The following is a 13,249-nucleotide window of genomic DNA, read 5'->3' as shown; positions in this document are numbered from 1 at the left end:
TATTTATTAACTCTATTAGTCATCCCATACTGGGCTATAGTCAGGATGCTCAATTTTACGACCATCAGAGCTTGCTAAATTACTGATTTTTTCTAACTCATCTGCAGTTAGCTCGACCTTAGTAGCATCTAGATTACCTTGCAGATGGTCAGGGTTAGATGTCTTTGGAATAGCCACACGATGCTTGTCTGATAAGATCCATGCCAGTGAGATTTGTGCTGGCGTTACGTCGTGTTTATCTGCAATCTCTTTGATCACCTCATTGTCAAACACATCGCCACGCGCTAATGGCGAGTATGCTTCTAGTAAAATGTGATGATTATTCAAAAATGTCTGTAACGTATTTTGCTTGATAAGCGGATGAAACTCTACTTGGTTAACGACGATAGGTACATCAGCATATTTCTTAGCTTCAGTGATATTAGCAATGTTGAAGTTCGAGACACCAATATGACGAGTCAAACCTTGTTTTTGAAGCTCACACAATGCAGGAATGGTTTCAGATAATGGTACGCGATCATCAGGCCAGTGTAGTAGCAACAGATCAACATAATCTGTACCCAAATTTTCCAAAGAACGCTTCGCTGCTGCGACCAATTTTTCTGGCTCAAACTTCATATCATCTGGGAAAATCTTGGTAGTCAAAAAGAACTTGTCACGAGCGACGCCTGATTGTCTGATACCTTCGCCAACTTCTTTTTCGTTATCATAAGCTTGAGCAGTATCGATATGCTCATAACCCATCTCTAATGCTTTTTTGACTACGTCCACACAGTCTTGTCCAGTTGACTGCCAAGTACCTAGACCTAGTATTGGAATATTTGCTTGTCCAGCAGTACGAATATTATAGTTTTTAGCACTCATATTATTATCCTTATTGTTTGTATCTTATAATTTTCATTACTCTTAAATGTCATGAATAGTAAGACTTAGCTAACAATTCAACATTAAGCTTGTCCACTATAAGAAAAACAAAAGATAAGTGGAAGAGTGAGTGACGGTTTCCTACAAAGGGCAAACAGGCTGTAACGTGATTTTTATTGGTTATTCAATAGTTAGTAAGCGCTCTATTGACTATCTAGAAGGCTATACTCCTAAAATCAAAGCCAAAAAAACGCCCATCACTGTCAAGTAATGGGCATTTATATTAATCATCACACCTTAAAACTAGGTATTTCTGACCTAAAGTCTTACTGAGCAGCTGCTTCTGTAGTTTCTGAAGCGTCAACACTTTCAGTTTCAGCAGCAGTCTCCATGTGTGCGCTATGATCAGTACCCCAGATTTTTGGGTATTTGTAGCCAGGGAACGTTTCATGAGCGTATTTTTTGAAAGATTCTGAGTTATAAGCGTTAGTTACATCTTCAACCCATTTCTTACCAGTATCAGCAGATTTGATTGCTGACCAGTTTACGTAAGCAAAGCTTGGCTCTTGGAACAACGCTTCGGTCAACTCGATACCAGAGTCGGTAGCATAGTTACCGTTGATTACTGCGAAGTCAACTTCATCACGCGCGCGTGGCAATTGAGCTGCCTCTAGTTCAACGATTTCGATATCGTATTTGCTGTTGTCAGCGATATCCGCTTTTGATGCGTTCAATGGATCGATGTCGTCTTTTAGCTTAATCCAGCCAAGATCATCCATCATCACCAAAGCACGAGCAAAGTTACTTGGGTCGTTTGGTGCAGAAACACTCATACCTTTGAATGCAGCGTCAAGGCTAGTCTTCTTACCTGAGTAGATGCCAAGTGGTGCAGTTGGTACTTGGAATACTTCAACCAAATCAAGGTTGTTTTCTTTTTTGAAGGTATCAAGATAAGGCTTATGCTGGAAAATATTGATATCCAAATCACCTTCAGCCAATGCAAGGTTGGGGCGGACATAGTCAGTAAAAGCAATCAACTCAACTTCATAACCTTGATCTTCAAGCGTACCTTTTACTTGGTTACGAACCATATCAGCAAAATCACCTTCAGTCGTACCGATAACGATTTTGGTATGATCAGGATCGATATCGCTAGCAGCAGTTTCTGCAGTTGCACCTTCAGTTACTGGCTCTTGAGATGCTTCTGGCGCTGATGAATTGCTGCAACCAACTAAGACTAGACCTGATACACCAACGGCAGCAAATGCGCTGGCTAACTGACGGCTGATATCTGTTAATTTCATAATATGTCCTTAATAATGAATGGGATTGAGTAAAACGTTTATCGTCTGAACATTAAAAAAGCAACATTATAAATAGTAATGCTGCTTTTGTGTAAGGGCTGAGATAAGGGTTAGGTATTGCCAAAAATAAACCTAGTCGCTCGTAAAGTCAAGTATTCTCTAAAGCGGTTTAACGTTTGTCTAAACGATTGGCGAGCCAGTTACCAGAGGCTTGAATCGAGATGACCATGAGCGATAGGACAATCACGATAAAAATCATTACCTCGGTTTGATAGCGGTAGTAGCCATAACGAATAGCTAAATCGCCCAAACCGCCGCCACCAATCATACCAGCCGCTGCTGAATAAGAGAGCAAGCTGATACAAAGAATAGTGACTGACAATACCAAACCTGAGCGAGCTTCATTGAGTAATACTTTAATAATGGTAAAAGGTCGTGCACCCATCGACTCCGTTGCTTCGATAATACCGCGCGGTACTTCACGCAGATTTTGCTCGACCAAACGTGCAAAATAAAATGAACCAGCGATAGCAAGTACGAGTGATGCCGCGATCGGTCCAATACCTGTACCAACGATGGCTTTGGTAAATGGGCTCATCGCAATCATCAAAATCACAAAAGGAAAAGCACGCATAAAGTTGGTAATACCGCCAAGCACAGCGTACAGTGTTTTGTTTTGCAAAAACTGCCGATCGCTAGACAAAAACAAAAATACGCCAAATAGCCCACCGATGACAATTGCTACCGTGGTTGAAATACCGAGCATTACAAACGTATCAATAAACGCGCTCACGATCTCTTTGCGTAACACAAGTAGCTTATCTATAGAGGCGGATAATTCAGTACCAGTTAACATATCTATTTCTCCTGCCTCATTAGTCCTCGACGACTAGGCCTTTACCAATCGGGGTGGTTGCTTGAATTAGACCATCTCGCACATCTGCAACTTCTAACAGTTGTCCTTGATGTAATAACGCTGCGCGATCACAAAGTCTACGAATAACACTCATCTCATGGGTCACGATGACGATAGTTACGCCAAGTTGTTCATTGATATCACGCAGACAAGTTAGCAAGCTGCGGGTCGTTGCAGGATCAAGTGCACTGGTTGGCTCATCGGCCAACAATACTTTTGGACTAGGAGCAATCGCGCGAGCAATACCCACACGCTGTTTTTGCCCACCTGATAACTGTGCAGGATAATGACCAGCACGATCGGTCAAATCAACAATCGCAAGACAATCCATGACACGTTTATGAATGTCGCGACTTGGATAACCAGAGATTTTCAAGTTAAATGCCACGTTATCAAAAACAGTTTGATTAGACATCAAATTAAATTGCTGAAAAATCATACCGATATTATGGCGGGCAATACGTAGGTTACTGGCAGACAACGTGGTTAAGTCAGTACCATCTATCACGACTTGCCCCGAATCTGGACGCTCAAGCATATTAATTAGGCGCAATAAGGTAGATTTACCTGCGCCTGAATAACCCATTAAACCAAAGATTTCGCCTTGTTTGATAGTTAGAGATGTCGGCTCAACAGCGGTAAACCAATGTGGTTTGCCGTCTTTGTCTTTGATTGATCGGTCGCTTAAAAAACTTTTGGTCACATCGTTTAAGACAATCATGTCATTCATGGAGGGCTCAAAATTTAATAAATTTTTTAATGGTTAGAATTACGTCATCAGGCCTCTTTCAATATTTAAGAAGCTCGTCAAAGTGACAACAGTCAATAACCGTATAATAAGGGGCGGTAATATAGCATATTATCAGATACTTTGGATATGCACATACGTGTACTGCTTATGATTAATAGCTATTAATCATAAGCAGTTAAAACGGTAAATATGAGAGCGATAGCGCAATAGCTATCTGTATAAGGATGGGAGTGAGTTACTCATGATAGTTGTAATGAGGGTCGTGATGAACTGGGATGGTCACTAAGAATCTAGTATGGCCATTTAGCGTATCTGTAATAATGCGTCCTTGATGTGCGGTAACGATTTGTGAGACTAAAGATAACCCTAATCCGGAGCCTTTATTTTTCTGCTGTAAACGTACAAAGGGGCTAAAGACTTCTTCTCGTTTGCCTTCAGGGATACCAGTTCCTTCATCGATTACGGCTAGTACAACATATTTTGGCAAAGGACATTCAGGTTCAGTTTTGGCTTTTTTCATATGCTTAGCAAACAAGCCTTCTTTACGCACTACTGCGCCTGAGTTCTCATCGTTTGAGCTGTTAGATTTACCGTCAACTTTTGTATTGCTTGAACTATTATTTTTTATAGCTTTATCAGTAATAGGTTGATCGGAATTTTCAACATCACCATTCTTAATAGTGTCAGCACGATCGCTATCTATGTTGTTTGTAGAATTTTTTGACGCTACTTCAGCTAAGCTAGCGTGGTTAGTATTATCAGTGTCGTTGGCAGGTTCCATAGAGTCTGGAACAGCCTTCCAAATAACCTTCTTGATTTTGTCGGTTACCTCACTGGTAAAGCGATAATAATCAGCAAGTAGTGATGACTCAATAGTAGTAGATTGGGGCTTGCTAGCACTGTCTATTGTGCTTCCATCTGCAAGACCGCTATCAATACTGGCATCATCGTTGCTCTCGTCATTTTCATTGTTGGCAGCCATGTCTTCCCCGTTTCTATAGATAGTCGGTGTCGGTAGCTTTACTGTAGAGTCGGTCGTTGCTGTTTTGCTTTTATCAGTCGAACTCGTCACGTCGTTTCTAGCAGCTTGGTGCTCAACTACCTTGGCATCAGTGTTTTCTTCATAATCGTCGAAGTCTAAACAGTTGTAATCAACAAAACTACTGCATAGCACTGTTTGTAGTAAATAGTCAGGCACAGTTCCAGCTTCTTCTAAGCTCTGAACACCATATAGTAGTACAGTCACAGGTGGCACGCCATGTAGCATCGCATTATTGAGTAAATTACGAATTAAATGAGTCAGCATTGATGACTGACCATCTATCACAATGTGTTCACCAATCAACGTGGCTTCAGGGTAATGCTGACGTTCTTGGTTTACTAAATCATATAGATCTAAGGTTTCAACTTGCTGTAAGGCATGACCTGCATCCAACCTACTAACCAACAATATGCTTTCTACTAAGTCGTTAAGGCCTGATAAGTCTCGGTTAATAGCTTGTGCACGTTTGTCAAATTTTGCTTTAGTATCAGTTGGCAGCGAACCAGCTAGCATATCCATCATCTCAATCTGCAGACGAATGCGCGTAATAGGTGTACGTAGCTCATGAGAGGCATGTGCTAGTAGCAAATTATTGGCATCAATTAAGTGCTCAATTTTTTGTGCTGCCTGATTGAATCCACGTGCTAGTGCGGCGATTTCATCATTACCCCGCGCATTCACTCGGACAGTAAAATCCCCGTCACCCAATTGAGTCATTTGCTGACTTAACTGGTCAATACGCCATGTCATCGTCCGTGCAATCAGCCACAGCACACCTGCCATAATGAACAAGAGTAGCAAAGTACCAGTGAACAAGTTCAGTGCCGCAGATAAAACAGGCTTTTTGGGCGTCAAACGTGACTCGTACAGCAATGTATAACCTGTACTGCTATATACTTGAGCTTGTTTGGTAGGTGATGTATCGGCAAGCGACGGGAAAACACGCGAAAACAAAGACGGGGTAGGAGGCAGTTCTAAGGGCAGATCGCTGTTGTCAGTTTGCATGAGCAGTCGACCCTCACTGTCATACAACCCCATTTTTGCTTGTAATGATTCATCAAAAATATCGAAGCTTTTTTTAACGACAGCTAGCATAAAGCGTGACTGTAAACGATTATCCTTGCTGATAGAGATATTTAATTCATGTAAAAATGGATCGATTTGCCCTAAGATCTGCGTCGCTAATATCTCTGATCGAATACCTGCGTCTTTATCATGGACAAGTTGGGTCAACAGCACCATTGCCACAGCGAATAAAGTAAGTGCCAGCATAACGCTGGCAAATAGCTTAGCAAATACGGAACGAAAACCCAATTGCTGCATTAAACGATCTCTATTATTAAGCGCTTGTATCGACCCATAGTATAGAGTTTACACTATGAGCCAGCTAACTAGGTATCCTTTACGATTAGACCTGATCAGTAGCAAACTGATAGCCGACGCCGCGTACGGTAATAATGCGTTTTGGTTGGCGTGGATTATCCTCAATCAAAGCACGTAGACGTGAAATATGTACATCAATCGCACGGTCAATATTGTCTGAACTGTCATCGTTTGGCATTGCTTGCCACAGTTGCTCACGGTTCAAAACCTTGCCAGAATGAGTGGCAAAGTAATGTAGTAACTGAAATTGGTGCGTGGTTAGACGTACCGGCTGATCATCAATAGTGACTTCATGGCTATCAGGGAATACACTTAAACGACCGAAAGTTAAGCTATCTGATTGACTATCGGCCTGATTTGGTTGCTCGTGACGGCGGATAACAGCACGAATACGTGCTAGAAGCTCACGTGGCTCAAAAGGCTTGGCAATATAGTCATCAGCACCCATTTCTAGACCCAACACACGATCAGTTGTATCACCTTTTGCGGTCAGCATGATGATAGGTACTTTGTTGGTCATGTTGTTTTTGTTACCACGAATCTTTTGACACACTTGCATACCGTCCATATCAGGTAGCATAAGATCCAACACAACCAAGTCGATATCACGGTCTTTTGTATCTAAGAGATCGAGTCCTTCTTGGCCAAGGCCAGCGTGATGTACATCGTAATAATTCATAGTCAAATAGTCGCTGATCAGCTCAGCTAAATCTGGATCATCTTCAATCAATAAAATTTGCTTACTCATGGAATTTCCTTTAATTGTTGTTATGGTCTATAAAAAGTATAACGTTTTCAGTAATGACAAATAATTAAACTGTTGAGCCTCTACATTTTCAAATATACAGAATAGCGCATAATTAGATATAGATAGTATCTTAATACTCGGTTAGTGCTATATATAATAGGTCCATATTGCCTAATTTTGCTGTTACAAAACAAGAGAAGCTTTGTTAATGTTTCTACGCAATGTAACTGTCAACATAAGCGATTATGACACAATTACCTTTTTACCTTTAGAATCAATAGGTAAGTCAGCCAAACAAATCAAGCTATCATTGCTCACACCTGCTATCAAATACTGCTGCGTGGTAGGATTGTACTCGACTACCTCGATAGGTTGGCGTGTCAAACGTTGATCTTGCCCAATTATCCAAACATTTGCAGTCAATGGTTGAAGTGGCATATAAGGAGGTGTTTGTAGTTCTGTCAGATCAACATCATGTAGCGCGCGCTCAGGTACGATAGTACCTACATCTATTTGACCATAATTGACGCGCCCTGTGACTTTCATATTTGGCTTTAATGTATCGCGACTAGCTTCGTTATCGATTACATTAACATAGACCAAGAGCTTTTTAGGCTGACTGGTCGACACCAGCTTGCTGACTTGTCCTGTAAATTTATCCGAGAGACCTTCTACAGTAAAGTTAACGGTTTGACCTACTGAAAGCTGCGGTTTTGCCTGTATAGGAAGAGTGGCCATAAAATGTAGTTTGGTCTCATCACTGATTTGTAGTAGGGAGTCGCGAGCCGCTAATTTTTGTCCTGCAATAGCGGATAAACTCTCTACTCGACCTGAGAAGCTAGCATGAATGGTAATCAAATTATACTGTGCATCCTGCTTAACGGTATTAATATCTATATTCTGATTAGTAGGGTTCTTGCTATCCGTATCTATCGCAGAGTTTGATTCTGACGCTTTGTCATTAACATCATCAGTCTTTCTAACAACCGCAATATCTGTGTTTGGCGCAGCTTGTGCGGCTAGAGCAGGGGGTTTAGCATCGGGATTTTCTGAGTTGATTTGATTAGCACCCTCTGATTCTAGAATCTCTTGCGTAGATTTTTTCAATTCTTCAACTTTACTGGCAGTACCCACACGCCTAAAAGTAACTAATGGGCTCCCTTTTTCTACCCACTGACCTTCACTAACCAATGTCTCTTCTATCGTAATTGGATGTACCGCAACAAATGTGGTCTGCTGGATAGGTTCGATATTACCTTGTAATCCAAGGCTTGGTTGATATCTTGAAGTTTTAATACTTAGTATGTGTTCAGGCGTCATTGTGACGCTGTCACTTGTGATAACAAGTGGCGTATCAGCACTCTCTTCTTTAGCATCCGTAACTACTGATTCATTTACAGGTGACGGCTGACAGGCAGCAACAAATAGCATGCTGAATAAGTAGAGGCTTTTTCTTAAATATCGAGAAGCTATCATAGCAGTCACCATTGTAGTCGTCATATCATTATATAGTGAATTGCAACGCGGTGAAATGACAGTAAGACATTTGCTAACTTCGAGAGAACTGCCTATTAAGACATAAAAAATTTAAAATTATGCTTTTAGATAATAAGTACAGCTGTTTGTAATACCGATGAGTTTGGATATAGTTTTGTTATTCACTGGAAAAGAAATAATAGCTATGCTAAAACAAACACTATAAAATATATTGATACACTTTTATTACAAATGAAAATTATCCAGTAAGGTTTTCATTGAATATATACAATAGGCAAGCATAAGAAGAGCTTCTTTCTTCAAACTAAGCTCCCCTTTATATAAAAACTAATATATTTGCAGTAGTCTTAGCAAGATTTGAATAAATATCATATATGTATTATTTCATTATATATTTGAAGGGTAAGTCAGCCAATTAAGAGTATTCAAATAACGTTAGATTCCATGAGACTAATAACTACAAAATGCGTATAGTACGCTATATTGATACCGAAATTGGTTGATAAGTATCAATCTGCAAAGAGTCGCTATCAACACAAATTTCAACGTAAACAATGCAAGCGTAGGCAATTATATCTATCTGACAATGAATGATATAAAAGCTAAAATAGCCAAGAAAATTTTGTATTGCTAGATAGCGTTACGAACAAATAGTCGTTTTATAGGATAATGAGAATGGAAAATGATTTTAATGGTTTAAAAGTAATGGTAATTGATGACTCAAAAACCATCCGCCGTACGGCAGAGACTTTATTACAAAAAGTGGGCTGTGAAGTAGTGACCGCTATAGATGGCTTTGATGCATTAGCCAAGATTGTAGATAACAATCCAGATATTATTTTTGTCGACATTATGATGCCACGTTTAGATGGTTATCAGACCTGTGCGTTGATAAAAAACAACCCTGATTATGCGAACACGCCTGTGATCATGTTGTCATCTAAAGATGGCCTATTTGACAAGGCACGCGGTCGTATTGTGGGCTCTGATGAATATCTGACTAAACCATTTAGCAAAGATGAGCTTTTTGATGCTATCAATCAGTACCGTTAATCGAATAAATATAGACTTAAAGTTAGTGGTTGATATTATCGCACCAGAATATTCAATACAGAATGATCACGATTGAAAAATTGTTACCAATAGATTTATCCGTAACATTTTTATTCATTTTATCTGAACCATAGATCAATATATTTTCATAGATATTTTAGAACATAAAGGAATTTGCTATGACTACTGTTTTAGTCATTGACGACTCGCCATCAGAAATGGCGAAATTTCGCGATATGCTTGCCAAAAACAACTTTCAAGTGTTGGAAGCGTCCAATGGTGAGCAAGGCTGCCAAATGGCAGCTGAACATCTACCAGATGTAATTTTAATGGATGTGGTAATGCCTGAAATGAATGGTTTTCAGGCCACACGTAAGATTACACGCGGTAAAACCACTGCGCACATTCCTATCATCATGATTAGTACCAAAAACCAAGAGACAGATAGAGTGTGGGGCAAGCGCCAAGGTGCCAAAGAATATATGAACAAACCAGTTGATGAAAGTGGGTTGGTCAATATGATTCGTAAAGTGATGGAGTAATTTGTGGCTTCTAGAGGATTTATCGAGCTTCTGCGTTTAGCAGATTTGGCACGTGCGCGCAAAAGTGGTCGCCGCGGTGGTCAAGAGTTTGATTGGCAAGGTGTGGTATTTGAAGTCGGTGGGCAGCGATTGGTTGCCCCTATGGGTCAGGTATCAGAGGTGTTGTCTATGCCAGAGTACACTAGCCTACCTCTAGTAAAGCCATGGATGCTAGGTATTGCTAATGTTCGAGGGCGATTGTTGCCTTTAACAGATTTGTCACATTTTTTGCAAGTACCAAGTCGTGTAACACAAATGAGCCAACGAAAAGTGATTGTCATTGATTATGATAAGAATTTTTCAGGATTATTAGTCGATCAAGTGCTTGGCATCGAACAGTTCACGCAAGAACAATATCGTCCAGAGGCCATTGACCCAGAGTCGCCATTTGCGCCTTACAACCATGGTAAGTTTTTTAAAAGCGAGCAAGACTGGTATGTGTTTATGCCAAGCTTGCTCGCACAGGACCCTCAGTATTCAGATGCTGCGATATAGCTATTAATTATATGACACCTGCCTGTCGAGTAATGACAGAATAATAGCGGCTGGCATAATAAAGCTTGATGTCAGCAATTATACAGGCTTTGCTAATCATTGTTTAGATAACAATAAGATTGTCAAAGTCAGCCACAATTAGACTTTGATGACTGTTTGAAAGGAAGACGCAAGATGAGTGATGTTATAAAAAAACCTGTAGATGGCAAAAATGCTGATAATACTTGGAAGCTTTTATTGGGGTTTTTTGTTCTATTAAGTTTGGCTTGTCTGATTTGGCTAGTTAACTCGCTATCATTGGTAAGTCAATATTTTGATAGTTTTAACCAATCGGTTGTTTTACCGGCAGCTGTATTTGCAATCGGAGCATTAGGAATCCTGTTTGCCTTGTATCAGCTACTGAAACAACGTGGTGGATCAGAGCGATTGCTTATTGAAAAAGAAACCTTGCGTCGCCGTCAAGAAGCAGAGGCTGAATCCGAGCGAGCTCGTCAAATTCAAGAAGAAAATGAACGTAACCAGATCGCTATCTTACGTTTACTTGATGAGTTGGGTGATTTGGCAGAGGGTGACTTGACTGTCAATGCGACTGTATCAGAAGATTTTACAGGGGCGATTGCTGACTCAGTCAACTTTGCAATTGACCAATTAAGACAGTTGGTACTTGTTATTAACAGTACTGCTGACCGAGTATCGCAGTCTTCAGATCAAACGCAGATGAATGCTGTTGAATTAGCCGAAGCTTCCGAACACCAAGCACAAGAAATTGCTGGTGTATCAGCGGCTATTAATGAAATGACAGTTTCAATTGACCAAGTCTCGAACAATGCTGCAGAATCTGCAACGGTTGCCCAGCGTTCAGTTGCTATCTCTCACAATGGAGCAGAAGTCGTACAACGCTCTATTGAAGGTATGAACGTTATTCGTGATCAGATTCAAGAAACATCAAAACGTATCAAACGCCTTGGTGAGTCTTCTCAAGAGATTGGTGATATCGTTGGACTGATTAACGATATTGCTGACCAAACTAACGTTTTGGCATTGAATGCCGCTATTCAGGCATCGATGGCAGGGGAAGCGGGTCGAGGTTTCGCGGTTGTTGCTGATGAGGTTCAGCGTCTGGCTGAGCGCTCAGCGAATGCTACTAAGCAGATTGAAACATTGGTAAAGACTATTCAGACCGATACTAACGAAGCGGTTATGTCAATGGAATCAACAACTTCTGAAGTTGTACGCGGGGCACGCTTGGCAAAAGATGCAGGTGAAGCACTAGAAGAAGTACAGAGCGTTTCTAACACCTTAGCCGATTTGATTCAAAACATCTCAAACGCTGCATTACAGCAGGCTGAGTCCGCGGGTCACATCTCTCATACCATGAATATCATTCAGGATATTACCTCACAAACTTCTTCTGGAACGATGGCAACGGCCCGTTCTATTGGTGAGCTAAGTGAAATGGCAGCAGCCCTTCAAGAATCGGTAACTGGTTTTAAAGTAACTAACGATGATGAACTATTAGATTATGAAGCGTTGGATGCTGACAGTGCTTTAAGAGAAAGTGTTTAATAAGTAGCTATTATTTTCGAACCAGACTGGCAGCATGTATGATTTTTCATATGTAACAAAGTTGCTGTCGTGAGAGTGATCGAAGAAGCTGTATTTATAGTAGGTGGTATATTTAGCTCAGATAATATTAGTGAGTTAAATTATCTACTTAATATAGCTAGGCTGATGTTAGGTAATATTTTGATGAAAGTTGATAGTTTAGATGTACATCGATGGCAAAGGTACATAGAGCAAGAGACTGGATTTGTGCTGCCAGATATACAACTGCAGTGGTTGGCTAATGCAGTCGACTGTACAGCATTATCAAATGGATTGAGCATTCAGCAATTATGGTATCGATTATCAGAAAATGATGAGTTGCGTCAGCAAGTATTAGATAAAGTGCTCATTCATGAGAGTCGTTTTTTTCGACACAAGCCCTCTATCGACTTTATCGCAGATTATGCATTGCAACATCATAAAACGGACAAAGTTGATAGTTTGTTTCGTATTTGGAGTGTTGGTTGCGCAAGTGGACAAGAAGCTTGGTCATTGGCTATGAGCTTAGCAGCACAGCACTGTCGAGACTATACAATATTAGGGACAGATGTCAGCGAAGAGGCTATTAAAAGCGCGCGGCTAGGGCAGTACGATAACAGGCAGCAGTCCTTGATCCCGCAATCGTGTCAACCATTTATTCAGTCGCTGCCAGCTAAAAGTGCGTTAAGCAGATTAAACGCTGCCGCGTCAAAAATGGCTAATAAGATACAAGATAATTGGCAAATAGCTCCTATATTGCAGCCACATGTCAATTTTTCTGTACATAACATTTTGGAAAAAAAACCACCCACTACGCACCTTCAGCACGTTATTATTTGCCAAAACATGCTGCTATATTTTAGAAAATTTGATCAGCGTGATATTTTGGCACGGTTATCAGAGCAGTGTGCGTTAGAGGGATATATTATATTGGCTCCAGGTGAGGCGTTGTTCTGGCGTCCTTCAAATATGCGCCGTATTGCGCACCCACAGGTTAATGTGTGGCAAAAAATTAGTGCCTAAATTAGTGC

The 13,249-nt window shown here is 40.6% G+C and carries 11 protein-coding genes and 1 pseudogene; 5 read left to right on the top strand and 7 right to left on the bottom strand.

The window, feature by feature from the left end:
- Positions 1-15 precede the first annotated feature (15 nt).
- The 7 genes from ACT3QR_RS04955 to ACT3QR_RS04925 form a co-directional block, all read right to left on the bottom strand.
- Entirely contained in the window at positions 16-864 is an 849-nt protein-coding gene (locus ACT3QR_RS04955) for an aldo/keto reductase (protein WP_444520277.1), read from the bottom strand.
- A gap of 326 nt (positions 865-1,190) precedes the next feature.
- Positions 1,191-2,168, bottom strand: coding sequence for a MetQ/NlpA family ABC transporter substrate-binding protein (locus ACT3QR_RS04950; protein ID WP_444520276.1), 978 nt, complete (start codon positions 2,166-2,168; stop codon positions 1,191-1,193).
- A 169-nt stretch (positions 2,169-2,337) separates the two neighbouring features.
- Positions 2,338-3,024: a methionine ABC transporter permease gene (locus ACT3QR_RS04945; RefSeq protein ID WP_444520275.1), complete on the bottom strand. Its 687-nt coding sequence runs from the start codon at positions 3,022-3,024 to the stop codon at positions 2,338-2,340.
- A 19-nt stretch (positions 3,025-3,043) separates the two neighbouring features.
- Positions 3,044-3,814: a methionine ABC transporter ATP-binding protein gene (locus ACT3QR_RS04940; protein ID WP_444520274.1), complete on the bottom strand. Its 771-nt coding sequence runs from the start codon at positions 3,812-3,814 to the stop codon at positions 3,044-3,046.
- 256 nt (positions 3,815-4,070) lie between these two features.
- Positions 4,071-6,200, bottom strand: a complete 2,130-nt coding sequence (locus ACT3QR_RS04935; RefSeq protein WP_444520273.1) for an ATP-binding protein — start codon at positions 6,198-6,200, stop codon at positions 4,071-4,073.
- An 85-nt stretch (positions 6,201-6,285) separates the two neighbouring features.
- Positions 6,286-7,008, bottom strand: coding sequence for a response regulator transcription factor (locus tag ACT3QR_RS04930; RefSeq protein ID WP_444520272.1), 723 nt, complete (start codon positions 7,006-7,008; stop codon positions 6,286-6,288).
- A 243-nt stretch (positions 7,009-7,251) separates the two neighbouring features.
- Entirely contained in the window at positions 7,252-8,484 is a 1,233-nt protein-coding gene (locus ACT3QR_RS04925) for an efflux RND transporter periplasmic adaptor subunit (protein WP_444520271.1), read from the bottom strand.
- A gap of 696 nt (positions 8,485-9,180) precedes the next feature.
- Between ACT3QR_RS04925 and pilG the strand changes: the two genes are divergently transcribed.
- The 5 genes and pseudogenes from pilG to ACT3QR_RS04900 all read left to right on the top strand — a co-directional run bounded on the left by pilG (position 9,181) and on the right by ACT3QR_RS04900 (position 13,241).
- A complete protein-coding gene (gene pilG / locus ACT3QR_RS04920; RefSeq protein ID WP_444520270.1) occupies positions 9,181-9,558 on the top strand; it encodes a twitching motility response regulator PilG in 378 nt (125 codons plus the stop codon).
- Positions 9,559-9,737: 179 nt separating this feature from the next.
- A complete protein-coding gene (locus tag ACT3QR_RS04915) occupies positions 9,738-10,100 on the top strand; it encodes a response regulator (protein WP_444520269.1) in 363 nt (120 codons plus the stop codon).
- A gap of 3 nt (positions 10,101-10,103) precedes the next feature.
- Positions 10,104-10,634, top strand: a complete 531-nt coding sequence (locus ACT3QR_RS04910) for a chemotaxis protein CheW (protein ID WP_444520268.1) — start codon at positions 10,104-10,106, stop codon at positions 10,632-10,634.
- 279 nt (positions 10,635-10,913) lie between these two features.
- Positions 10,914-12,200 (top strand): annotated as a pseudogene (locus tag ACT3QR_RS04905) (methyl-accepting chemotaxis protein); the annotation flags it as partial.
- 183 nt (positions 12,201-12,383) lie between these two features.
- Complete coding sequence (locus ACT3QR_RS04900) at positions 12,384-13,241, top strand: CheR family methyltransferase (protein ID WP_444520267.1); 858 nt, start codon at positions 12,384-12,386, stop codon at positions 13,239-13,241.
- The last annotated feature ends 8 nt before the right edge of the window (positions 13,242-13,249 follow it).

This window comes from Psychrobacter sp. AOP7-B1-25, assembly GCF_052376195.1.
In the GTDB taxonomy this organism is placed as follows: Bacteria; Pseudomonadota; Gammaproteobacteria; order Pseudomonadales; family Moraxellaceae; genus Psychrobacter.
The sequence above is the reverse complement of the archived record's forward strand: the minus strand, read 5'-3'. Positions and strand labels throughout refer to the sequence as shown.

Bases quoted from the DNA above. Each gene is read 5' to 3' on its own strand.
- ACT3QR_RS04955 (WP_444520277.1), bottom strand. From the start codon at position 864: ATGAGTGCTAAAAACTATAATATTCGTACTGCTGGACAAGCAAATATT.
- ACT3QR_RS04950 (WP_444520276.1), bottom strand. From the start codon at position 2,168: ATGAAATTAACAGATATCAGCCGTCAGTTAGCCAGCGCATTTGCTGCC.
- ACT3QR_RS04945 (WP_444520275.1), bottom strand. From the start codon at position 3,024: ATGTTAACTGGTACTGAATTATCCGCCTCTATAGATAAGCTACTTGTG.
- ACT3QR_RS04940 (WP_444520274.1), bottom strand. From the start codon at position 3,814: ATGAATGACATGATTGTCTTAAACGATGTGACCAAAAGTTTTTTAAGC.
- ACT3QR_RS04935 (WP_444520273.1), bottom strand. From the start codon at position 6,200: ATGCAGCAATTGGGTTTTCGTTCCGTATTTGCTAAGCTATTTGCCAGC.
- ACT3QR_RS04930 (WP_444520272.1), bottom strand. From the start codon at position 7,008: ATGAGTAAGCAAATTTTATTGATTGAAGATGATCCAGATTTAGCTGAG.
- ACT3QR_RS04925 (WP_444520271.1), bottom strand. From the start codon at position 8,484: ATGATAGCTTCTCGATATTTAAGAAAAAGCCTCTACTTATTCAGCATG.
- pilG (WP_444520270.1), top strand. From the start codon at position 9,181: ATGGAAAATGATTTTAATGGTTTAAAAGTAATGGTAATTGATGACTCA.
- ACT3QR_RS04915 (WP_444520269.1), top strand. From the start codon at position 9,738: ATGACTACTGTTTTAGTCATTGACGACTCGCCATCAGAAATGGCGAAA.
- ACT3QR_RS04900 (WP_444520267.1), top strand. From the start codon at position 12,384: ATGAAAGTTGATAGTTTAGATGTACATCGATGGCAAAGGTACATAGAG.